The organism is Xenorhabdus miraniensis (genome assembly GCF_002632615.1).
Genome location: NZ_NITZ01000007.1, coordinates 160,913 through 184,703, shown reverse-complemented (window position 1 = coordinate 184,703; position 23,791 = coordinate 160,913). Strand labels below are relative to the sequence as shown.

Genomic DNA, 23,791 nt, shown 5'->3' with positions numbered 1-23,791 from the left:
AGCGGATCACATCCGCTCTGTCACCATTTCCAGAGCTTTTTCAACAATCATAATATCAGCACCGGATTTATGGGCATTTTCACTCAAGTGGCGCCGCCATTGACGTGCACCGGGAATTCCCTGAAAAATCCCCAAAATATGGCGGGTGATATGCCCTAAATAAGTTCCTTTTGACAATTCCTGTTCGATATAAGGATAAAGCGCCTTAATCGCATCAACCGTATTCGTCACGGGTGCGGTTTGATCAAACAATTCACGGTCTACATTCGCCAGAATAGATGGATTTTGGTAGGCTTCTCGCCCAATCATCACACCATCCACATGCTGTAAATGCTGCTTCGCTTCTTCCAATGACTTAATGCCGCCATTAATGGAAAGAGTCAGTTGTGGAAAATCTTTCTTCAATTGATAAACTCGTGGATAATCCAGAGGCGGAATTTCGCGGTTTTCTTTTGGACTCAATCCAGACAACCACGCCTTGCGCGCATGGATCACAAAATTGTCGCAATCACTGTTTTTCACGACAGTATCAATAAAATCGCACAAAAACTCGTAACTATCCTGTTCATCGATCCCGATGCGAGTCTTCACCGTAACAGGAATATCCACCACATCCTGCATCGCCTTGACACAATCGGCCACCAGCGCGGCTTCTCCCATCAGGCATGCTCCAAAACGACCATTCTGCACACGATCAGAGGGGCAACCAACATTCAAATTGATTTCATCGTAACCCCGCTCTTGCGCAATCTTGGCACAGTGCGCCAAAGCGTGAGGTTCACTGCCACCCAATTGCAATGCCAGTGGATGCTCTTGTTCGTTATAAGCCAGATAATCCCCTTTGCCATGAATGATCGCGCCTGTTGTCACCATTTCCGTGTAAAGCAACGCTTCCTTACTTAATAGGCGATGGAAGTAACGGCAATGACGGTCAGTCCAGTCAAGCATGGGAGCAACGGAAAAGCGGGATGATGGGTGCATATCACAAACCTCATTTAAAAATCAAAAAGATAGCGCCGATACCGCCGCTTTATATTCTGGTCTATTTAAGCTTATTCAGCTATTAGAGGATATTTAGGGGAGTACAAACTTCCCCCAAATATCCAAGGCGGGCAATTATACAGAGCGAGAAGGATAGCTTCAAACTCAGCCAGATTTAAACCACTACAACCGAATTAATCCCACTCAAAGCGCAGTGCTGAGAATTCTTCTTGAATTTCATTGATAAATCGGTTCGTATTAGAAAGGCTCCAATTTCGAGCGATGTAATATCCTTCATCCTGGTAAACAAACTCAGGTTCTGACTGAGTACGATATTTTTTGTATTTATCTTCAGTACCTTTGATTTCTTCGAATTTCTTCAGTAACTGAAATGAACACGTTTTATTATATCTGAGGAAGTAAAAAACAGGTTCACTGATAAGTTTATGCTCTTCAAGTGCTCTAACCGTATAAAAGCCAATATCTGACTTACGGAATTTTTGCTGATAACGTTCTCCATTGACATACAGAGTCAACGATGAATGATCTTTTTCGCTATTGCGAGCCGCTCTCTCTTCTCGCTTTTTGTGACGCACCTCTATCTGGTAATCCATCGCTTCAGGAAGGGGAATAATTTGCTCAACATTCAATAAGAGTTTTTTACCAACTCGAAAAGGTTGAAGACGAACACAAGTAATGTCCAGCCCCATATCATTCATCCACAAAACTGATGTAGTAATTTCTTTAGAAAAATTACGAGCAGCTAAGACAATACGTGTCTCTTTAGCAAAATCACCTTGTTGTGGTGAGTCCCATCCCAGAAAATCTAATATCGAACTTTCAGCATCAATATTTTGCCCCATTCGATTTAAAAAATCCCTGTAAGCACTCACTACTTGCTCCCAAGTCAGATTCGCAACCATAGCAGCATAACGAATCGCTTGGAGTTCCATATGACCACCATCATCATCCCGCTTTAGTTCTATAACGACAAGATTTGCAGACTTATCAATGCCGAGTAAATCAAGGCGACGATTAGAGTCCACAAAATGGCTATATTCTTCGGCGATCACTAATGTATCAGGGCTAATAGCTTCAATATTTAATTTTAAGAGGCGCTGAATGTCTTCCCGTTCCTTCAACTTTTCAGCCTCAAATGAAGTCATTTCAATTTTTATCAACGAATCCTCTGTTAACTCATATATTGTCATTTAAGTTCCCTCATCCCCATTCGACATATTAAAAATGACCCGATTAAATGGCTGTGTGTTTTCTGGGCCATCTAGCAAACCAATAAATTCATCAACATTAAAATGCTCAAACATTTCACACGTATCTTTGCTCTCTTTTAATACAATTTCCAAATGACGGAATAACGTGAATGGTAAGATCACCGAGATGGGTAATCGCAAATCAAGTTGATTTTCCATCTTCGGTTCCTTATTGCAATACAGAGTAAATGCCTATCCGTGTAGGCGATCAATGTAACTATCCAGTGCAAAATTCAGTGCAGGATGCGGATTTCAGTATGGTTATTACCTTCATCCATTATTTCATCGTTGAGCGGATCTTCCATCTGATCTTGTAATATAGAATTTACGACATCAGAAAAACCATCTTTCATATATTGTTCCATGAAGATGCCTTTCGGATCTGGCCAAGGTAGTTGCGCTATAGGCCAATCACAATATTCTTTATAAAACCGGAATTCTTTCAAACGACCTTTTACTGTATCAAAATCCCGGCTCCAATAAGCGTTACCTAACCGATAATTAGTGTAAAACGCATCAAAGCTGCCAAAAATTTCATAAACATAATCCGCAGTTTTCAATATATTTTTCCACGCTGTTTCTTCACTGATATAACCCGCGGAAAAACAGTTCCGGCTCAAAATAATTGCCCGCCAAAGATCAAATCCCCAAAGCAAAGCGGGAGGACGCCCATCAATTGACCGGGAGCATTGTTGGACATATTCAGGTGATTCTTCAATCAAGCTACCCAATATCGTAAACATTTCTCCATCGGTAAAAACTGCATCAGCAGCAAAACGTTCTGAGTGCATTCCTGCCCATAAGTCATGCAATACTTTCCAATAATCTTTTTCATCAAGAATACCCCAGTCTTGGTAAACTCGAGATTGGTGAGGTTCTGCATCAGACAAAGGCAGAATACGGTATTGATAGTTATCGTGAGCAACTCGACTTTTCAGAGGATAATGCTCTAAGGTTTCTGTCCAAAATCCATCGTAATAACAACTCACTATATGCAGGCGCAATGCCTGACGTTTTTCTGCCGGCAAAACAGAGCATTTTGCCTGTGCGTAATAACGCGTCTGCTCAGCGATAGGCAGTTTTTTGAGGCATCGGAAGCTATAAATAGAGAGAGATACGCCGGTTAAGCTTAAACCAACCAATACAGCCCAAAGTATATAACCCATGAAAGGTATGTTACCGGCACTGAGAATTAATCCCGTTACCCCTATCGATAACCCACTCAGTAACAGTGTTGCAATCCAAAGTATACTTAAGCCAACTACCTGAATAGGTTTAAGAAACGTCATTCCTTTTCTTTCTTTGAGGACTGCTTTGACTATCCTAAAACCATCAACGGGAAATCTTCTATTATTCGGGTGGTTCTGTAGTAATTCTTTCATTTTTAATCCATTAATCTGTATTTTACGATACTGAAATTTATTTCCGTTCTAAATGGAATTATTGGAGTAAAAGTCATTGATTGTATTGACCACTACAATTTATCTCTATCTGTAATCATATAAGAATATTCTTTTCTTTATGGACTATAACTGTTGTTATATTGAAATAATGAATTGTTAATTCCATATCATCACTCTTATTGACCAATTTAACCATTTATATATTATCCAGCATTTTTACTTTTATTTTTTCCATTTTTTAGCCCATTTTATTGTTCTTATCCGTCGATTGATTTTCGTTCTCCATATTATTTAACTGGTAAGGGCATGTCACATAATGCCAAGATAGCCAGCCGCCCTATGTATATCAGGCATCAGAAAAGCGCTAATCATTGTGTGGACCCCACTCTCAGGCCCAAAAACATGGTAGTATTAAAATCATTAACATCGTGTAGGTGTGAGAGGTGTAATGAAAACTATCAATCAAAAAAAGTTGCTGGCACAGGCTGAGACAATCTGTCTGTCAAGAGGGGTTCGTTTGACACCTCAACGCCTTGAAATTCTTCGTCTCATCGCTGAACAGCCCAGCGCAATAAGTGCCTATGATTTGCTGGATTTGCTGCGTGAAGTCGAACCGCAAGCCAAACCGCCAACGGTTTATCGTGGTTTAGAATTTCTATTGGAACAAGGTTTTATCCACAAAATAGAATCCACAAACAGTTATGTCCTCTGTCATCATTTTGAGGAACCCAGCCATACCTCAGCGATGTTTATCTGTGAAGACTGTGGCTCCGTAACGGAAAAAGACGCGAAAGATGTTGAATCCACTATTCAACAGCTCGCACAAGGCACAGGGTTTCATTTACGAAATAGTGTGATAGAAGTGCATGGTTTGTGCTCTTCTTGCTATGAAATCGATTCCTGCACGGAACGAGATACATGCGAGCACAATCATTCAGTTACAGAGAATAAAAAGAAATAAGGTGAGAATGCTGAAAGCCTGATTAAACGGTGAGGCGGTCATGGTTGATGTACTCACTTATCCTCATGTCACCGCTTAATCTACGTTTAACGGGAACCGGGAAAAATGACCGCCTCAGAATGGCAAAGTGCAAGTATCCGTTTTTACGCTCAGAACCAGTCTCCGCTACGAATAACACCTACTGCCAATCCTTCAATAGTGAAGCTCTGTTCACTCAAATCTACAACAATCGGCTTGAATTCTGGATTTTCAGCAATCAGCTCAATTCTGTTCCCTGTTTGTTTAAAGCGTTTTACTGTAACCTCATCTTCAATACGCGCCACAATGACTTGCCCATTATGAACATCCTGAGTCTTATGAACAGCCAGTAAATCCCCGTCCATAATACCGATGTCTTTCATAGACATTCCACTGACACGTAACAAAAAATCAGCACTTGGTTTGAATAATTCAGGATCAACCTTATAGTGACTTTCGATATGTTCCTGAGCCAGCAGTGGTTCGCCGGCAGCAACACGACCGATTAGCGGTAATCCCGCACCTTCACCTTGCTCTTCGAGAAGCAAACGGATACCTCTGGATGCACCAGAGATAATCTCTATCACCCCTTTACGTGCCAGAGCCTTTAAATGCTCTTCTGCCGCGTTAGGTGAACGAAAACCCAGACGTGCCGCAATTTCAGCACGTGTTGGTGGCATACCCGTTTGCGAAATATGATCACGCACCAAGTCATAGACTTGCTGCTGTCTGGCAGTTAATGCTTTCATTTCGCCCCCTGTTTGTTTATACAGTCCGACTGTGAGTATATACAGGTAAATTAGAATTGGGAACCTGCTAGCATGTAAAAGCAGCTAAATAACGTATTTTGATGAAAAACACATCACATTAGCGTATGAAATGCGACCAAAGAATTGTTCCCCAAGTCAACAGCGCAAGAATTATGGTTAGCAATACAGCCGCTGATCCCATATCTTTCGCTCGACCCGATAATTCATGATATTCACTACCAATACGATCCACGACGGCTTCTATGGCACTGTTAAGGATCTCAACAATAATGACAAGCATGACAGAACCGATAAGCAGGAGCCTCTCAATTAAGCTGATATCTAAAGAAAATGCGACGATGATCGCAAATATGGCAGTCACTGCCTCCTGCCGGAATGCCGCTTCATTTTGCCAAGCAGCCTTAATTCCTTTCGCTGAATAGCCCGCAGCTTTGATAATGCGGGTCAAACCTGTTGATTGATTTGCCATGGTAATTTTCTAAATGAGCTTAATGATTGTATGGTCATATAACTTTTAGCTCTTATTATTGTCTTATTTCCACAGATCTCAAAATCTGTTTCTGGTATCCTTGCGACGCGTTGCTAACAAGAGGCTTAAAGCAGTTATGTCAGGTTGGCGTAAAATATATTATAAGTTATTGAATTTACCACTAAAATTATTAGTAAAAAGTAAACTTATCCCTACGGATCCCATTGCTGAGCTGCGTCTTGATACGACACGGCCCATTTTGTATGTACTGCCGTACCATTCAAAAACAGACTTATTGACCCTGCGTCAACAATGTCTGGCGCAAGATCTGCCGGATCCGTTGAATCCTTTGGAAATTGGGGACACGCAGCTTCCTAGCTGTGTCTTTATTGATAACGGCCCACGTGTGTTCCGTTGTTATGCACCAAAACATGAATCGGTGAAAATCTTTCATTCTTATCTGGACCTGCATCGCAATAATCCTGATTTGAATATCCAGATGGTGCCAGTTTCCGTGATGTTTGGTCGCTCTCCCGGGCGTGAAGGGCATGAAGGGAACACAGCACCGCAGTTACGTCTGCTAAATGGTGTGCAGAAGTTTTTTGCGATCCTGTGGCTTGGGCGGGATAGTTTTGTGCGTTTTTCTACGCCTGTTTCCTTACGCCGTATGGCTGACGAACACGGTGCGGATGATATCATTGCCAATAAACTCGCTCGTGTTGCGCGGATACACTATTCCCGTCAACGTCTCGCGGCTGTTGGGCCTCGTTTGCCTGCCAGACAAGATCTGTTCAACAAGTTATTGGCTTCAAAAGCGATAGAAAAAGCGATTGCTGATGAAGCACGCAGCAAGAAAATCTCTTCCGAAAAGGCAAAGCAGAATGCCATCAATATGTTGGAAGAGGTTGCTGCGGATTTCTCCTATGAAACAGTGCGCTTGACCGACCGCGTTTTGAGTTGGACCTGGAACCGTTTGTATCAAGGCATTAATGTTCATAATGCCGAGCGAATTCGCCGGTTGGCACAAGATGGTCATGAACTGGTTTATGTTCCGTGCCATCGCAGCCACATGGATTACTTGCTGCTTTCTTATGTACTTTATCATCAAGGGCTGGTTCCCCCACACATTGCTGCGGGCATTAACCTGAATTTTTGGCCTGCCGGCCCGATATTCCGCCGTCTTGGTGCGTTCTTTATCCGCCGTACATTTAAAGGCAATAAGCTCTATTCGACGATCTTCCGCGAATATCTCGGTGAATTGTTCTCCCGTGGTTATTCGGTTGAATACTTTGTCGAAGGTGGTCGTTCACGTACCGGGCGTCTGCTTGATCCGAAAACGGGTACACTCTCCATGACCTTGCAAGCGATGCTGCGGGGGGAATCCCGTCCAATCACGCTTGTACCGATCTATATCGGTTATGAGCATGTGATGGAAGTTGCGACTTACGCCAAAGAGTTGCGGGGAGCCACCAAAGAAAAAGAAGGCTTTTTCCAGATGGTAAGTGGCCTGCGCAAACTGCGTAATTTGGGACAAGGTTACGTGAACTTTGGCGAGCCGATCCCGTTGGTACAGTACCTTAACCAACATGTTCCAGATTGGCGTGATTCCATTGACCCAATAGAATCCCAGCGCCCCACATGGCTGACTCCAACAGTCAGCAAACTGGCTGATAACATTATGGTCAATATCAATAATGCCGCCGCCGCCAATGCTATCAATTTATGTACTACGGCCTTGCTGTCGTCACGTCAGCGAGCACTTACTCGCGAGCAGCTTATTGAGCAGTTAGATTGTTATCTGCAATTGCTGAACAATGTGCCTTACACCAACGATATCACTGTACCGAACAAAACAGCAGAAGAGTTGTTGGATCATGCCTTGCTGATGGATAAGTTTGAAGTCGAGAAAGACAGTCTGGGGGATATCATTATCCTGCCACGCGAAAGCGCGGTATTGATGACTTATTATCGCAACAATATCCAGCACTTGTTGATTTTGCCATCCTTGATTACCAGCATTGTGATGCATCACCGTCGTATTAGTCGCAGTGAATTGCTCAGGCAGGTAGAGTTAATCTATCCGTTAATCAAGCAGGAGCTTTTCATGCGTTACAGCAAGGAAACGCTTCCAGAAGTCGTCAATACCCTGATTGATGAGCTGGCACGTCAATGCCTTATCTGTAATAAAGAGCAAGGAATGCTGGTACTGAACCCTGCCCGCATCCGTCCACTGCAATTACTGGCGGCGGGTATCAGAGAAACACTGCAACGCTATGCAATTACGCTGTCTTTATTGAATGCCACCCCGGACATCAGTCGTGGTGTATTGGAAAAAGAGAGCCGGATGTTGGCACAGCGTTTGTCAGTGCTGCATGGCATCAATGCCCCAGAGTTCTTTGACAAGGCGGTTTTCGCCTGTTCAGTCAACACGCTACGCGAAGAAGGTTACATTCAGGATAGTGGCGCTCAAAATAGTGGCACTATAGTTACAACCAACGCTCAGGCACTTTACCATGTGTTGAGCGAGTTGATGTCACCTGAAATTCGCCTGACAATTGAAAGCGTCAGTATGCCACCAGAGCAAAATGACCCTGAACAGGTAAAAGAGCAAAGATAATGGTGTTACGCGGAATATAAAACGATTAACGGGCGGTAATACCGCCCGTTATATTAGACATAGCTGAAAAAGATACCAAGGAATAAAATAAGGCCAACGTAGTTATTATTCATAAAGGCTTGAAAGCAAGATGCCCTTTCCCGGCCTGAGATCAGTTTTTGTTGATAAATAAACAACGCTGCTGCCAGCAATATCGTCCAGTAGTATATTCCCCCCAGATTCACGATATTGCCGATCAATACCAAAATACCCAACATGGTAAATTGCAGAATACCAATAATCAGCTTATCAAAGCGTCCAAAAAGCACCGCCGTCGATTTCACACCGATTTTTAGGTCATCATCACGATCAACCATCGCATACTGTGTATCATAAATCACTGACCAAATAACGTTGGCTAAAAATAACAGCCAACATTCCAAAGGTAAGGACTCACTTACTGCGGCAAACGCCATCGGAATTGACCAGCCGTAGGCAGCCCCTAATACAACTTGTGGCAGATGGCTGACACGTTTTACGAAAGGGTAACTCCACGCCAATACCAAACCAACGATCGACAATGCAATCGTCATTTTATTCAGCGTCAGAACCAGCACAAAAGAGATGAGTACCAGCGTGGCAAACAAGATTTTACTTTCTTTTTCGGTGATATCACCACTAGGCAAAGGGCGAGATTTTGTTCGTTCTACATATCCATCAAATTTTCTGTCTGCGAAATCATTAATGCAGCATCCCGCAGCACGCATAGAAAACACACCAAGAGTAAATACTAACAACACATGTAAATTTGGTATACCTTTTGCGGCGATCCACAATGCCCAATATGTTGGCCATAATAATAATAATACGCCAATGGGTTTATTGATACGCATTAAACGGCAATAGGCACGCCATTTATTTTGCGTCATACTGACCTCCAATCTATTTCTCCCCTTTTATTTTGTTTGTTTTATATACAGGTGATGCTGGCAGAAAAACCTCTGTGAGCAACAGTGGCTTACTTGACAATCTCAATAATGAACGCCGCACCCAACGTGACTCTTGCCAGCCTATTTGAATATAATCCCGCGTCAGATTATTACCACTAAAAAGATAACGCCCGAGTGGGACGGTTCCTACATCAACCAATTTTCGATCTGGGCCAGTTAGCGTTTCTGCCGGAATAACCGTGCGACCTAAAAGCCACGGGATATTATCTCCATACAAGACAATCTCGCGTAACCAATATTTTTCGCTCACAGGTAAGTGCTTACTTTCATCGCCTAATTCTTCTGCCGTGATGAAGCATTCCCGGAAAGGAGCCACAGATACCTGCTGACAGTGTTGTTCAAAGCGGTGTGTCATTGAGCCAACTTCCATCAGCCAGTCTAAAATATCGTCAGGAAGATCGGTCTCGTCTGCCGAAAACCAGTGGATGGGGGTTGAAGTTAATATTGTGTCATCTGCCATGTCATTTTTCCATTGCGGAGAATATCAGTTTCCCCGACAGCACAACGAATGGGGAATGAGGATATCATGTTGCAGACCAATAAAATAAAAAGTTGATAACAAATTATGGAAATCATAAAAAAACCTCCCCCACAATAACTATTGTTATTGTGGGGGAAGGTGGAATAAACAAGAGGGAGTCAGATTATCGCCATTCTTTGAATCGGTTAATCAGACCATTTGTAGAACTGTCATGGCTGTTCACCGCTTCTGCATCGTGCAATTCAGGCAGAATACGATTCGCCAATTGTTTACCCAACTCTACTCCCCATTGGTCAAAAGAGAAAATATTCAGAATTGCGCCTTGAGCGAAAATTTTATGCTCATACATGGCCGTCAATGCGCCCAAACTAAATGGCGTAATTTCGCGCAATAAAATAGAGTTGGTCGGACGGTTCCCTTCAAATACTTTGAACGGCACAACATTCGCCACATCCTGGGCACTCTTTCCAGCCGCTGCAAATTCTGCTTCTACCTGAGCCTCTGTTTTGCCAAAGGCCAGTGCTTCAGTTTGAGCAAAGAAATTGGACAGCAACTTATTATGATGGTCGCTAACCGGATTATGGCTGATTGCTGGCGCAATAAAATCACACGGGATCAGTTTGGTTCCCTGATGGATAAGCTGATAGAAAGCGTGTTGACCATTCGTGCCCGGTTCACCCCAGATAATCGGCCCGGTCTGGTAATTGACCGGATTGCCATTGCGATCGATGTGCTTACCATTTGATTCCATATTGCCTTGCTGAAAGTAAGCAGCAAAACGATGCATGTATTGATCGTATGGCAGAATCGCTTCAGTTTCTGCGCCAAAGAAATTGTTGTACCAAATGCCGATTAATGCCAACAAAACGGGAATGTTGTGTTCAAAGGCGGTTTGCTCAAAATGTTTATCCATCGCATGAGCGCCACTCAACAACTGTTCAAAATTTTCATAACCAATAGAAAGTACAATGGATAAACCAATCGCAGACCAGAGCGAATAACGTCCCCCTACCCAATCCCAAAATTCAAACATGTTTTGTGGATCGATACCAAATTTACTGACTTCCTGTTCATTGGTTGATAACGCTGCAAAATGTTTGGCAACATGTGCTTCATCAATGGCGTTTTGCAAGAACCAGTTACGCGCAGAATGGGCATTGGTCATCGTTTCTTGCGTGGTAAAAGTCTTGGAAGCAATGAGGAACAAGGTTGTTTCTGGGTTCAAATTTTTTAGTGTTTCAGCAATATGAGTTCCATCAACATTGGAAACAAAATGCGTATTCAGGTGATTTTTATAGGCTTTCAGTGCTTCAGTCACCATATACGGGCCAAGATCGGAACCACCAATACCAATATTCACCACATCAGTAATCGCTTTACCCGTATATCCTTTCCATTCACCATCGATGATACGCTCACTGAATGATTTCATTTTTGCCAGCACCGCATTAACTTGCGGCATGACATCTTCCCCATCCACCATAATCGGGGTGTTGCTGCGGTTACGCAGGGCAATGTGCAGCACAGCGCGATCTTCAGTGCGATTAATTTTCTCACCGGAGAACATACTGCGAATTGCGCTGCTCAAATCAGTTTCTTGTGCCAGTGCCTGTAATTTTTCCAGTGTTTCCGTAGTAATGCGGTTTTTGGAATAATCCACCAGAATCTGCTGATCAAATGGCGCAGAAAATGCCGTAAATCGTTCTTTATCCTGTTCAAACAGATCCCGCAAATGCACATTCTTCATTTGCTCAAAATGCTGCTGTAATGCTTTCCAGGCTTCAGTCTGGCTGGGGTTGATGTTTTTCATGGATGATACTCTCTATCAACTGTCAATAAACAATAGGAATGCACAGATTGTAACGGGTTAATTCTGTGATTAATCTCCTTTTTCTTGTAATTACTGATATTGGTCAAAATAGTCAGTGATTTCCAGCCCTAATTGGTGAGATAGGCAAAAACGATAATTTTATTTCCATCATGAAAATTATTTATGCTTAATTACCAAACATTGACTCAATGCACTTAACCCGATATTTCTAAAAGTCTCTTCTTCGAACAAAAGGTTATCATCCATGTGCGCTGTTTCATCTCCTAATTCGCAGTATGTTGTAGCAAAATTCGGTGGTACGAGTGTGGCTGACTTTGATGCCATGAATAACTGTGCCGATATTATTTTGGCAAATGCCAATGTTCGCGTGGTTGTTCTGTCAGCCTCTTCTGGCGTGACCAATTTGCTGGTTGCATTAGCGGCTGGCTGCGATAACGATAAACGGGAGAGTTACCTGAAACAGATCCGTGACATTCAATATGCAGTTATTGAGCGATTGAATGATGCGAACGTGATCCGCGAAGAAATTGATCGTCTGCTGGAAAATATTGAGATGCTGTCAGAAGCTGCGTCTCTTGCCACGTCAGAAGCACTGACTGATGAATTGGTTAGCCACGGTGAAATGATGTCCACCTTGCTGTTTGTTGAGCTTCTGCGCCAGCGTAATACGGATGCAGAATGGTTTGATATCCGCCGGATCATGCGAACCAGTGCTCACTTTGGAAAAGCAGAACCAGATACCCTCCAACTCCATACTTTAGCAATGGAGTATCTTCATCCTCGCCTGAACAATACGATCGTCATCACGCAAGGTTTTATCGGCAGAGAAGAAAAAGGCCGTACAACGACGCTGGGACGGGGAGGCAGTGATTATACTGCTGCTTTGTTGGGCGAAGCGCTTGGATTACAACGTGTTGATATCTGGACAGATGTTCCGGGTATCTATACCACCGATCCCCGTGTTGCTCCTACCGCTAAACGCATCAATACCATTGCCTTTGATGAAGCGGCAGAAATGGCGACATTTGGCGCCAAAATTCTCCATCCTGCCACGCTGCTGCCGGCTGTTCGCTCTGGCATTCCGGTATTTGTCGGCTCCAGCAAAGATCCTCTCGCGGGCGGCACAGTGGTTTGCGATAAAACAGAAAATCCACCGCTGTTTCGTGCATTGGCATTGCGCCGCAAACAAACTTTACTGACTCTGCATAGCCTGAAGATGTTACATGCGCGAGGTTTTCTGGCAGAAGTCTTTACCCTGCTCTCGCGCCATAATATATCGGTGGATCTGATTACTACATCGGAAGTAAACATCGCCCTGACACTGGATACCACTGGTTCCACCAGCACTAATGGTAGTTTATTGACGAATGCCTTACTGACGGAACTTTCCACGTTATGCCGTGTGGAGGTCGAAGAAAATATGGCATTGGTGGCGATTATCGGCAATGATCTTTCGAAGTCTAAGGGATTGGGAAAAAAAGTTTTTGGCGTTCTGGAATCCTTTAATATTAGGATGATTAGCGGTGGCGCAAGCAGTCATAATATCTGCCTGCTCGTGCCTGGCAAAGATGCAGAACAAATGATTCAGACGTTACATCGAAGTTTGTTTGAAATATGACAAAACAAATTAAACATGCTTTAAGAACCCGCATTATGCGGGTTTTCTTGATTTTGCAAATCAGGATATTAAACCGAGCTTACGAATGTTTCGATAGTTCACGCCGGGCTAATTCTGCGAAGAATCCACGGCGGCTGAGATACTCGCGATGTGAACTAACATAATCATCAATTCGGGCTAAGAGAAACTATGGCAAGGTAATATTTAGTTTAGTCGCGCGTCCTTCGTATCCAGACAAATCTATATCAACGTAAACCCAGATCCCACCAATACAATTTTCATCCCCAAGATGATCAGCCACTGTTTTTGCCTTTACTGGTGTTTTGTCTCTGTTCACTTAAATATTCACTACCAACACATCGGATATGTTTTTCCCCGCTTTATCATTCATAATAAGAAAACGAAAATAAATTCCATTTTTTGTCCATCGCAGCCATCATTGCTGCAATCCGATTATCATCCAGAGGGCATCTTATGAGTACAGCAGTTGCCAATAAACGTACAAAAAAAACTAAAATGACAACAAGCAGTGCCGCTGCAAGCGGCCAAGTTCAGTCTTTAAGTCGAGGACTGACACTTTTGGAATATATTTCCGATTCACCTGTCGGTGTCGCCCTGACTGATCTGGCAATACAAGCAGGCTTGCCCAACTCCACCACTCATCGCCTCTTAACGACTTTGCAGCAACATGGTTTTGTTCGCCAAATTGGCGATCTGGGTTTGTGGGTGATTGCTTCCCATGCTTTTGTTGTCGGCAGTAGTTTCCTACAAAGTCGCAATTTGATGGTGCTGGTTCACCCTATTCTTCGTCAGTTAATGGAAGATTCCGGTGAAACTGTCAATCTTGCCATTCTCAATCTTGATGAGTATGAAGCGGTGATTGTCGATCAGGTGCAATGTAATGCGCTGATGCGTATGTCAGCTCCAATTGGCGGTAAACTGCCGATGCACGCTTCCGGTGCCGGTAAAGCCCTTCTTTCCACATTGTCGGAACAAAAACGGCTTCAATTACTGCATAAAAAAGGCATGTATGCCTACACTCAGCACACCTGTACTACCGCCGCAGCATTAACAGAGAATCTGGAGCAGATTCGCAAACAGGGGTTTTCATTTGATGATGAAGAGCATGCGTTGGGACTACGCTGTATTGCCGCCTGTATCTATGATGAACATCATGAAGCCTTTGCCGCCATTTCTATCTCTGGTCCGATATCACGCATCTCTAATGATCGAGTCATTGAACTCGGTGCTCTTGTTATGCGCGCGGCAAAAGCTGTCAGCCGGGAATACGGTGGAATTAAGTAATTTTTGCCGAAACCCATTTAAAAAGCTGATTTGTTGACAAGCTGTTACGTTTCAGCTTTAAAAATTGATGTAGATCACAAATAAAATGCGTAGTCGGAGAAAGTTGATTGCATCCTCTGATTATTGCATTACCAATATTACCGGTAACAATGAAGCAATAGTCACATTCCATTGTGGTGTCGGGAGCAATTATCATGACAACAAACCAGAACGGCACGGCTACCAACGAAACTGTCGCGCGCATTACATAACGTATCATTGAACGCTCAAAAGAGACTCGCCGCCGTTGGTCGATGAAAAAGCCATCGTCAATGGCATTATTGCGCTAAAAACCCTTCAGCCATTCATGTCACGCCAGAAGCCAGAACAGACGGATTGCTGACAAAAGTACAAAATGGTGATTTGATCCGCGTTGATATTCGCTTACTTTTGTAAACATTGTTCCACGAGTTGTACCATACAATGTTATTTTTATTCCCCCGGGCATTATGGACGTTCCATTAATTATAATATTATTGCAATTTTCTTGAATTTCCTTTTCTTCTCCTCTTTGTACTATGGTTCTATATGGATTCCATTGTATTCCAGAATCACTAGGAGTGATTTCTACATGTACCGATTCTTTCATGATACTCATAAGTATTGAGATTTATTTACAAAAGCATCAGGCAAATGATTTGATTTAGGTAAAATGTGGGATGTGGATTACTACACCCATACAGGAAGAAGAATAAGCAAAGTAAATATTTTTTATTTTATTGATTTTAAAACCACCGCCAAATAGCTAACCTAAAAATTAATCAAGTGAGTATTATTAAGAATTTAGTTTAAATAATTTAATTAGTGGTATAGTTTGTAATAGATATTACTTTTAATAAAAGAAAATCTGAACATTTTTAATCTAAAGCGACTTTATATAAAGCCTATGTCCTTACTAAAAAGTGAGGTTGGGATTTACTAATCTACTATGTAATTATAGTATCATATTCTATAGAAGCCTATTGTTTAGTGTAAGGCAACAAAACAACAACCTTTTTTAAAAGGCTTCTATTAGGCAGTCGATTAATTATTTTATGTACTATTATGTAATCTAAAGTTTTATAGTGTATTTAACTAAATTACAGGAGTTTTCATGAGTAGTAGAAGTGATGTAATCGAAGGAAGGTTAGTTTATACTGAAAAATTAGGATGGGTAGATACTGGGCATTCAAAAGGTAATGATGCCAGAATGTTAATGGCTGCTATAAATTCAGGTGATGATACTAAAGAATCATACTTTACCATTAAGTACACACAATACATGGGACTTGGATTAAAATATGGCACATCTAAAATAACAAGATGGAAAGTAAGGAGAGGATTATCTTTACATGATAAAAAAAGAGTTGCCCTTACTATTATGATGTATACAACTCATCTATTTGAATCACATCAAGATTCATTTCCTTTTAATTGGTATACAGATAGTGGGTACAGTGGTGAGGATTTAGTTTCAAATCTGCTTGGTTTTTATCAAGCGATAAATGAAACTGATTATTTACCTCAGCTTCAACCTATAAGTAAAAAAGATTCACTAAAGAGATGGGATTACTATGGTCCCATAGGAAAGTATAAAAATAAAATGTTTAAGCCTTTGTTGTTCCCTGATCCGGAAAAATACCCCCATAATGCCAGACCATATTATTCTTCTTTGCCTACGTTTCTTAATACTATATCACCCATAACTGATATAGATAGAAGTCATTTGATAATACATATTAATGATATAACTGGGTATAACATACATGCAGTAAGAGATAGGGGGATTGAACTTGAATAAATTTTTAAAAATTGTATTTATCGCCCTGTTTTTTTTAGGGCTGATTTTTACCATTCCTATTTTATTTGTAGATAATCATTTTTCATATACAAAAAATGACTTTATTAAATATAATTTATTTACTTTTGATGAGGTTAAAAACGTACCAATTATTTCAAATGATTATGTTATATATTATGACTCTCCAGATGGTGTAAAACCAATGACTAATTCAGTTTTATTTTCGAATGTAAATCCAAATCGTAAAATAAAATTGATAAGCTATATTGAAAAATTAGGTTATATAAAAGATATAAACGCGTATTGGAATACAGATGGAAGTGAATCTTGGAGTAAAGGGGATTTGTTTATACAGATAAAACAAAATGATACTGACCGTACCATTTTGTTTTTAGTTGAAAAGAATTAAAATACATTCTCTTCTCTTACACTGTAACTTTCCGTATTAAAAAAGAAATAAACCAATTCCATTTAAAAGACATTCTTATAATTGAGAATTTTTGATAGCAGAGAAGTATAAATTTCATATACAACTTCTGGTTGATCTGATAGCCAACAAGTATCAAGAAATCCATCATGAATATTATTAAAACTATTCAGCAGATGGATGATATTGCCTTCACGAATTTTTTCATCAAATTCACTCGTCGTATCTGAAAATATAAGTCATATCGCAGTATCAATAAAGTATATGGATCTATCAGCGGTGTAATATTACAACTGATATTTTCTTTTCTATTTAATTCATTTCATCACGCTGGCTGAATCGCTGTCTATGGCGATACGCAAAGACATCTTCCACGTGCCCGTTTTTTATACGCTCTTGCAATGCCCGCCAGTAATCCGCTTTGAATAGATCACGGTGGCTCTCTTCGAAGTAACCTCGAATACGTTTGTCTGTGCATAAAAAATGCCGAAATTCTTCTGGAAAAACATCGTTAACAGCCACGCTATACCAAGGCTCATTAGCCAATTCATCTTCTGGATAACGAGGTGGAGGAATATCCCGAAAGTTGACTTCGGTCATGTAGCAGATCTCATCATAATCGTAGAAAATGACCCGACCGTGGCGCGTAACGCCAAAGTTTTTAAACAACATATCACCGGGAAAAATATTTGCTGCGGCTAACTGCTTAATCGCATTTCCGTACTCTTCTATCACATCTTTCAATTGTGCTTCATTGACTTGTTCCATGTAAATATTCAGTGGAATCATTTTACGTTCCATATAAAGATGTTTTATCAAGATCTTATCACCCAAATCTTCGAGTTTTTCCGGTATCTCCTTTTGCAATTCCGCCATTAATTCCGCGCTAATATGGCGTTTATCAATGACAAAATTTTCAAATTCCTGTGTATCAGCCATTCTTCCCACACGATCATGTTCTTTGACTAAACGATAGCATTCCTGCACCCGCTCTTGGGAAACTTCTTTCTGTGGCGCAAATTTGTCTTTAATCACTTTGAATACACGGTCAAAAGAGGAGGACGCAAAAACCAGCATCACCATGCCTTTTACGCCCGGCGCAATCGCAAACTGTTCCTGAGAAGAATTAATAAATGCCAGATATTCACGATAATATTCCGTTTTACCATGTTTCTGGCAACCAATTGCCATATATAACTCAGCCGTGGATTTTGTCGGTAAGATCTCACGTAACCACTCTACCAAAGCGGCTGGCAAAGGCGCGTAAACCATAAAGTAGGAACGTGCGAAGCCAAAAACGATGCTGGCATCATCGTGACTGGTCAAACAGGTATCGATAAAGATCCCTCCTGACTCATCATGATGAATAGGTAGTAAAAATGGGTAAGTGACTGTTCCCATCTTTATTTTTCCTACTAACCACGCCGCCTTATTGCGATAAAATAACTCATTGGCAATTTGGAATGTCGCGTGCAATAAATCGTGTTGAGGAAATGTATTTTGTAAGTATTGCGTGATGTAACAAATATCCCGCTCTAAGTTTTCCCATTTAAGACGCAATGGCAGATCACTTAAAATTATTCGCAACATGGAAGTGAGACAGCCATTCGGGGAAAAATCCCGTGATAAAGGGCGAGAGATCTCACGAAAACGACAAGCTGGCTGAGAAGATAAGATAAATAAATTTTCCGGCTTCAAATTACGGTGCTGAAACAAACGGCAGTAAACCGAATTGAAAAAGCTTTCTGCAATTTCGAAACGGGGATAATCGGGCAATAACCGAGTATAAACAGCTTTGATTCCAGCGAGGTAATCCTCATCCTGCTGCAATGAACTGTGAATACGCTTCAACTGTTCTACTACCAAGCCAACATGATGATCGTACAAATTTATTCTCTTTTTCATGGCCCGCTGTACCGCATGCCAATCCGCCTGTTCAAAACGTTGCTGTGCGCCTGACGTGACTTCGAGAAATCGACCATATTGCGCATCAAATCCTTGCAAAATGGTTTGTGCAATTAAATGTGCGAGATCTATTTCCATATTTAGCCACCTTATTTGGCACGTAAAGGGGAATTCCTTTTGGAATCCCCCAACAATATCAATGGAATGGATATAATAAATTTAGAATTGCTGCTCTTCTGTTGATCCTGTCAAAGCAGTAACAGAAGAAGCCTCTCCCTGAATAATTGTAGTTACTTTATCAAAATATCCCGTACCCACTTCCTGCTGGTGTGAAGAAAATGTATAACCACGTTTAAGAGCAGCAAATTCTTGTTCCTGTACTTTTTCAACATAATGCTTCATACCTTCGCCACGGGCATAATCGTAGGCCAAATCAAACATGTTGAACCACATACTGTGTATACCCGCCAACGTGATGAACTGGAATTTATAGCCCATTTCAGACAATTGTTCCTGGAAGCTGGCGATAGTTTTATCATCCAGATTCTTTTTCCAATTGAAAGACGGAGAACAGTTATAAGCCAGCAGCTTACCCGGGTATTTTGCATGGATGGCTTCGGCAAAACGACGAGCCGCTTCAATATCTGGTGTAGAGGTTTCACACCAGACAACATCGGCGTAAGGGGCATAAGCCAATCCACGGCTGATGGCCTGATCAATCCCTGCGCGAGTGCAATAAAAACCCTCACAAGTCCGCTCGCCTGTAATGAATTCGCTGTCATAAGGATCGCAATCCGATGTCAGAAGATCGGCCGCATCTGCGTCAGTACGCGCGACTAATAACGTTGGCACACCAGATACATCCGCCGCCAAACGTGCAGCTATCAGTTTCTGGATGGCTTCTTGAGTCGGAACCAAAACTTTCCCCCCCATGTGCCCACATTTCTTCACCGCAGCCAATTGATCTTCAAAGTGAACCGCAGCCGCTCCTGCCTCAATCATCGCTTTCATCAGTTCAAATGCGTTCAATACTCCACCGAACCCGGCTTCTGCATCCGCAACAATCGGCAGGAAATAATCAACGTATTCCTGACTGTCTGGATCAATGTCATTCGACCACTGGATTTGATCTGCCCGACGGAAACTATTATTGATACGCTTGATGATATTAGGTACAGAATCAACAGGATACAATGACTGATCGGGGTACATGCTTGAAGCTGTATTTGCATCCGCCGCAACTTGCCAGCCGGAAAGGTAAATCGCTTCAATACCTGCTTTAGCCTGTTGAAGAGCCTGACCTCCCGTCAACGCTCCAAGCGCATTTACATAACCTTTTTTGGATTTGCCATGCAACAATTCCCACAACTTTTTCGCTCCCCTCTGCGCCAAAGTGTGTTCAGGGTTAAGTGAACCACGCAATTTAATGACATCCTCAGCACTATATGGGCGAGTAATGCCTTCCCAACGCGGTTGTTTCCATTCTTGTTCTAATTGAGCGATTTGTTGTGTCCGGGACATGGTCATGATGTTCTACTTCCTATTTTTAATTAATCGGATATTTTTGCCATTATTGTTTTTAAATTAATCCAATAACTGATAACCAGGTAACGTCAGGAAATCAATTAAGTCATCCTGCGTGGTAATCCTTTCCATCAAGCTCGAAGCTTCTATGAATCGTCCCTGCTCAAAACGAGCTCCCCCAACCTCTTGTCTGATAACCTCGAGTTCTTCTTTGAGCATTTCCTTGAAGAGTTCTTTTGTTACCTTTTTACCGTTGGAAAGCGATTTTTTATGCCGAATCCATTGCCAAATAGAGGTGCGAGAAATTTCTGCCGTAGCAGCATCTTCCATCAAGCCATAAATCGGTACGCATCCATTACCCGAAATCCATGCTTCTATGTACTGAACAGCGACACGAATATTCGCGCGCATTCCCTCTTCAGTTCTTTCTCCCGAACAAGTCGCAAGCAACTGTGCAGCCGTAATGGTTTCATCCTCTTCACGCAAAACTGTCAATTGATTCTGGCGTTCTCCCAATTTGGCGCCGAAGACCATCATGACAATATCTGCAAGCCCCGGATGTGCGACCCATGTACCATCGTGACCATTATTGGCTTCTAACTCTTTGTCAGCCCTAACTTTATCCAAAACTTGCTGATTTTGTTTAGGATCTTTGCTAGGAATAAATGCCGACATTCCCCCCATCGCAAACGCACCGCGTTTATGGCAGGTTTTAATCAACAAGCGGGAATAGGCACTCAAGAAAGGTTGTGTCATCGTAACAGACTGGCGATCCGGCAAAACACGATCAGCATGATTTTTTAATGTTTTGATATAACTGAAAATATAATCCCAACGCCCACAATTGAGGCCAACAATGTGATGACGTAAGTAGTAAAGAATTTCATCCATCTGAAACACAGCAGGCAGTGTTTCAATCAGAACCGTGGCTTTAATAGTGCCTTTTGGCAAATTGAAACGTGATTCTGTAAAACTGAAAACATCACTCCACCATTGCGCTTCGTGGTAACTCTGTATTTTAGGCAGGTAAAAATAAGGGCCGCTGCTCTTTTCCAGCAGTTTTTTATGATTTAAATAGAAGTAAAGGGCAAAATCAAATAACCCTCCCGAAATGGGTTCGCCTTTATAAAGAACGTGTTTTTCCGACAGATGCAATCCCCTGACCCGAGCAATCAATACTGCGGGATCTGGCTTCAATTCATAACGCTTACCTTGCTCATTGGTATATGAAATAGTGCCATTGACAGCATCTCGTAAGTTGATTTGCCCGCTTATGACTTTATCCCATGCAGGAGCTAATGAATCCTCAAAGTCCGCCATAAATACTTTTACATTTGCATTTAAGGCGTTAATAACCATTTTACGTTCTACAGGACCTGTTATTTCGACTCGGCGATCTTTGAGATCGTCAGGTATTCCCTGTATTTTCCAATCCCCATCTCTAATGGAAGATGTTTCCGAAATAAAGTCAGGGAGTATTCCATCATCTATTTTTTTCTGCCATTCTATGCGTTCTTCCAATAATTTTTCACGCCTGCCAGAAAATTCAACAATCAAATCTTCTAAGAAACCAATAGATTCAGGTGATAACACCTGATTCTCTGCCTCACCAAAGGGCTTAATGAAGGTCAACTGGGTTGTTAACATTTGCTGCATACTCCCCTCTTTTCGTCTTTTAAATGCTCAACCTGATTAAGATTAATCAATTAAAAAAATAAATCAAAAATGATTTCCATTATTTTTCAATTTTAAAATTAACCAAATAAAATCAATCGATTAAGTTTATTTAAAGATAAGAAAGACAGGGAAATAAATTCCAAAAAAGCAAACAGAAAAGTGTTAAGTTTTTGTTATGTATAAGAAATAACTCATGTCCGGAAATCATCAATATGGAAAGGAAAATTAAAAAAATGAGAAATGGCTCGCTTCAGCCAATCCTCATTTTTCTGTTTCAAATGGAGATCAATCTAGGGAAGGATTCATAAAAGTGAGGTCATATGGCGTAATTTGATAAACATAATAATTCAACCAATTTGAAAACAGTAAGTGACCATGACTGCGCCAAGCAGCAATCGGGCTATTTTCAGGATCGTCATTCGGGAAGTAATTGATCGGTAGCACAGGATTCAAATCAGCAGCCCGATCACGCCAGTATTCTGCTGCCAGCGTACCCACATCATATTCAGGGTGACCTGTAACAAATACGAGTCTTCTATCCTTACTGGAAAATAAATAAGCGCCAGCCTCTTCTGAGCTGGCTAAAATATCTAAGTCTGTATGTTCGCGAATAATGGATTCAGGAAAATCAGCAAAACGAGAATGCGGTGCAAAAAAAGTTTCGTCAAATCCGCGCGTTAGTAATGCTAAAGGATCTAACGTTGAATGGGAATAGACACCAGATAGTTTGGTTGTCCGGGTGTATTTTGGAAGACGGTAAAGAATATTTAAGGCTGCCTGCACTGCCCAACAGACAAAAAGTGTCGAAGTAACATGACTCTTTGCCCAAGTGACAATTTTTTCAATTTCATCCCAATAAGTCACATCCTCAAATTCAACCAATCCCAAAGGAGCGCCCGTGACAATCAATCCATCAAAATTTTGATCTTTTATTGAGTCAAAATCACAATAAAAGGTATCTAAATGTTCAACAGGCGTATTTTTACATTGCCGGCTATCAATTCTCAATAATTGAATATCAATCTGTAGCGGTGAATTTGACAGTAACCGAATAAACTGATTTTCAGTTTCAATCTTCTTAGGCATCAGGTTAAGTAGCAATACTTTCAATGGGCGAATATTCTGAACCTTTGCCCGTGTTGAGGTCATGACAAAGATGTTTTCATTGCGGAGAATATTTACCGCAGGCAATTCATCTGGTACACGAATAGGCATTGCTCGAAACCTCTACTATTTCAATTTGCACATTTAGACTTCTAGATAGCTAAATTTAACAAAAAGGTGAAAGCGATGTCGAGCTATTGTACTCAAATTGAAATTATTTCATTTTATTATATGAAACTAGGAGGGGTAATAAGGAAGGTAATAACAATAAGGTATGAATTCAATAGTAATATCAATGAATTATTCCAGACGCAAAAAAGCCACCCGGTTAAGGATGGCTTCTCTGGCTAATTGAATGTCTGGCAGTGTCCTACTCTCGCATGGGGAGGCCCCACACTACCATCGGCGCTACGGCGTTTCACTGCTGAGTTCGGCATGGGGTCAGGTGGGACCACCGCGCTGTTGCCGCCAGACAAATCCTGTATTCAATCCCGAACAAGCTGCTTTTCTTTCTCTGAAACGGTTATCTCTCTCACCCTCACCCAAAACACCTTCGGTGTTGTCAGGTTAAGCCGCACGGTTCATTAGTACTGGTTAGCTCAACGTCTCGCAACGCTTACA

The 23,791-nt window shown here is 41.6% G+C and carries 20 protein-coding genes, 1 rRNA gene and 1 pseudogene; 7 read left to right on the top strand and 15 right to left on the bottom strand.

Annotated elements, in window-relative coordinates; genetic code table 11:
• Positions 1 to 6: 6 nt before the first annotated feature.
• The 4 genes from dusA to Xmir_RS09195 all read right to left on the bottom strand — a co-directional run bounded on the left by dusA (position 7) and on the right by Xmir_RS09195 (position 3,634).
• Positions 7 to 981, bottom strand: a complete 975-nt coding sequence (gene dusA / locus Xmir_RS09210; protein WP_099114087.1) for a tRNA dihydrouridine(20/20a) synthase DusA — start codon at positions 979 to 981, stop codon at positions 7 to 9.
• Between the two features lie 194 nt (positions 982 to 1,175).
• Complete coding sequence (locus Xmir_RS09205) at positions 1,176 to 2,192, bottom strand: PDDEXK family nuclease (protein WP_099114086.1); 1,017 nt, start codon at positions 2,190 to 2,192, stop codon at positions 1,176 to 1,178.
• Positions 2,193 to 2,411: a hypothetical protein gene (locus tag Xmir_RS09200; protein WP_099114085.1), complete on the bottom strand. Its 219-nt coding sequence runs from the start codon at positions 2,409 to 2,411 to the stop codon at positions 2,193 to 2,195.
• A gap of 74 nt (positions 2,412 to 2,485) precedes the next feature.
• Positions 2,486 to 3,634 (bottom strand): DUF1266 domain-containing protein, encoded by a 1,149-nt coding sequence (locus Xmir_RS09195; RefSeq protein ID WP_099114084.1) that lies wholly within the window; start codon positions 3,632 to 3,634, stop codon positions 2,486 to 2,488.
• Between the two features lie 469 nt (positions 3,635 to 4,103).
• On the opposite strand from Xmir_RS09195, the gene zur reads away from it, so the two are divergent.
• Positions 4,104 to 4,616, top strand: a complete 513-nt coding sequence (gene zur, locus Xmir_RS09190; RefSeq protein ID WP_099114083.1) for a zinc uptake transcriptional repressor Zur — start codon at positions 4,104 to 4,106, stop codon at positions 4,614 to 4,616.
• Between the two features lie 149 nt (positions 4,617 to 4,765).
• Here zur and lexA read toward each other — a convergent pair whose 3' ends face one another.
• Both lexA and Xmir_RS09180 read right to left on the bottom strand, forming a co-directional pair.
• Positions 4,766 to 5,383: a transcriptional repressor LexA gene (gene lexA, locus Xmir_RS09185; RefSeq protein WP_099114082.1), complete on the bottom strand. Its 618-nt coding sequence runs from the start codon at positions 5,381 to 5,383 to the stop codon at positions 4,766 to 4,768.
• A gap of 118 nt (positions 5,384 to 5,501) precedes the next feature.
• Entirely contained in the window at positions 5,502 to 5,873 is a 372-nt protein-coding gene (locus Xmir_RS09180) for a diacylglycerol kinase (RefSeq protein ID WP_099114081.1), read from the bottom strand.
• 136 nt (positions 5,874 to 6,009) lie between these two features.
• Between Xmir_RS09180 and plsB the strand changes: the two genes are divergently transcribed.
• A complete protein-coding gene (gene plsB, locus Xmir_RS09175; protein ID WP_099114080.1) occupies positions 6,010 to 8,490 on the top strand; it encodes a glycerol-3-phosphate 1-O-acyltransferase PlsB in 2,481 nt (826 codons plus the stop codon).
• 53 nt (positions 8,491 to 8,543) lie between these two features.
• Here the strand turns inward: plsB and ubiA are convergent, their stop codons facing one another.
• From ubiA to pgi, 3 genes are all read right to left on the bottom strand, one after another.
• Positions 8,544 to 9,398 carry a 4-hydroxybenzoate octaprenyltransferase gene (ubiA, locus tag Xmir_RS09170; RefSeq protein ID WP_208620411.1) on the bottom strand — a complete coding sequence of 285 codons (855 nt, stop codon included), beginning with the start codon at positions 9,396 to 9,398 and terminating at the stop codon, positions 8,544 to 8,546.
• A 13-nt stretch (positions 9,399 to 9,411) separates the two neighbouring features.
• The gene (gene ubiC, locus Xmir_RS09165; RefSeq protein ID WP_099114078.1) at positions 9,412 to 9,939 is read right to left on the bottom strand and encodes a chorismate lyase; all 528 of its coding nucleotides are present in this window, start codon (positions 9,937 to 9,939) and stop codon (positions 9,412 to 9,414) included.
• Positions 9,940 to 10,123: 184 nt separating this feature from the next.
• On the bottom strand, positions 10,124 to 11,770 hold the full coding sequence (gene pgi, locus Xmir_RS09160) for a glucose-6-phosphate isomerase (protein ID WP_099114077.1): 1,647 nt from the start codon (positions 11,768 to 11,770) through the stop codon (positions 10,124 to 10,126).
• Positions 11,771 to 12,035: 265 nt separating this feature from the next.
• Between pgi and lysC the strand changes: the two genes are divergently transcribed.
• Entirely contained in the window at positions 12,036 to 13,409 is a 1,374-nt protein-coding gene (gene lysC / locus Xmir_RS09155; RefSeq protein WP_099114076.1) for a lysine-sensitive aspartokinase 3, read from the top strand.
• A gap of 187 nt (positions 13,410 to 13,596) precedes the next feature.
• Here the strand turns inward: lysC and Xmir_RS28150 are convergent, their stop codons facing one another.
• Entirely contained in the window at positions 13,597 to 13,746 is a 150-nt protein-coding gene (locus tag Xmir_RS28150) for a type II toxin-antitoxin system HicB family antitoxin (protein WP_279627212.1), read from the bottom strand.
• Between the two features lie 137 nt (positions 13,747 to 13,883).
• On the opposite strand from Xmir_RS28150, the gene iclR reads away from it, so the two are divergent.
• The 4 genes and pseudogenes from iclR to Xmir_RS09135 all read left to right on the top strand — a co-directional run bounded on the left by iclR (position 13,884) and on the right by Xmir_RS09135 (position 16,942).
• Positions 13,884 to 14,714, top strand: coding sequence for a glyoxylate bypass operon transcriptional repressor IclR (gene iclR, locus Xmir_RS09145; protein WP_099114075.1), 831 nt, complete (start codon positions 13,884 to 13,886; stop codon positions 14,712 to 14,714).
• Between the two features lie 327 nt (positions 14,715 to 15,041).
• A pseudogene (locus Xmir_RS22745) lies at positions 15,042 to 15,137 on the top strand (hypothetical protein); the annotation flags it as partial.
• A gap of 709 nt (positions 15,138 to 15,846) precedes the next feature.
• Positions 15,847 to 16,533, top strand: a complete 687-nt coding sequence (locus Xmir_RS09140) for a hypothetical protein (RefSeq protein WP_099114074.1) — start codon at positions 15,847 to 15,849, stop codon at positions 16,531 to 16,533.
• On the top strand, positions 16,526 to 16,942 hold the full coding sequence (locus Xmir_RS09135; RefSeq protein WP_099114073.1) for a hypothetical protein: 417 nt from the start codon (positions 16,526 to 16,528) through the stop codon (positions 16,940 to 16,942). The genes Xmir_RS09140 and Xmir_RS09135 overlap by 8 nt, the downstream gene beginning before the upstream one ends.
• A gap of 330 nt (positions 16,943 to 17,272) precedes the next feature.
• On the opposite strand, the gene aceK is transcribed toward Xmir_RS09135, so the two are convergent.
• From aceK to rrf, 5 genes are all read right to left on the bottom strand, one after another.
• Entirely contained in the window at positions 17,273 to 19,003 is a 1,731-nt protein-coding gene (gene aceK / locus Xmir_RS09130) for a bifunctional isocitrate dehydrogenase kinase/phosphatase (RefSeq protein WP_099114072.1), read from the bottom strand.
• Positions 19,004 to 19,084: 81 nt separating this feature from the next.
• Positions 19,085 to 20,392 carry an isocitrate lyase gene (gene aceA / locus Xmir_RS09125; RefSeq protein ID WP_099114071.1) on the bottom strand — a complete coding sequence of 436 codons (1,308 nt, stop codon included), beginning with the start codon at positions 20,390 to 20,392 and terminating at the stop codon, positions 19,085 to 19,087.
• 57 nt (positions 20,393 to 20,449) lie between these two features.
• Positions 20,450 to 22,045 carry a malate synthase A gene (aceB, locus tag Xmir_RS09120; RefSeq protein ID WP_099114070.1) on the bottom strand — a complete coding sequence of 532 codons (1,596 nt, stop codon included), beginning with the start codon at positions 22,043 to 22,045 and terminating at the stop codon, positions 20,450 to 20,452.
• 306 nt (positions 22,046 to 22,351) lie between these two features.
• On the bottom strand, positions 22,352 to 23,281 hold the full coding sequence (gene metA, locus Xmir_RS09115; RefSeq protein ID WP_099114069.1) for a homoserine O-acetyltransferase MetA: 930 nt from the start codon (positions 23,279 to 23,281) through the stop codon (positions 22,352 to 22,354).
• Between the two features lie 246 nt (positions 23,282 to 23,527).
• Positions 23,528 to 23,643 (bottom strand): 5S ribosomal RNA (rrf, locus tag Xmir_RS09110).
• Positions 23,644 to 23,791: the final 148 nt, after the last annotated feature.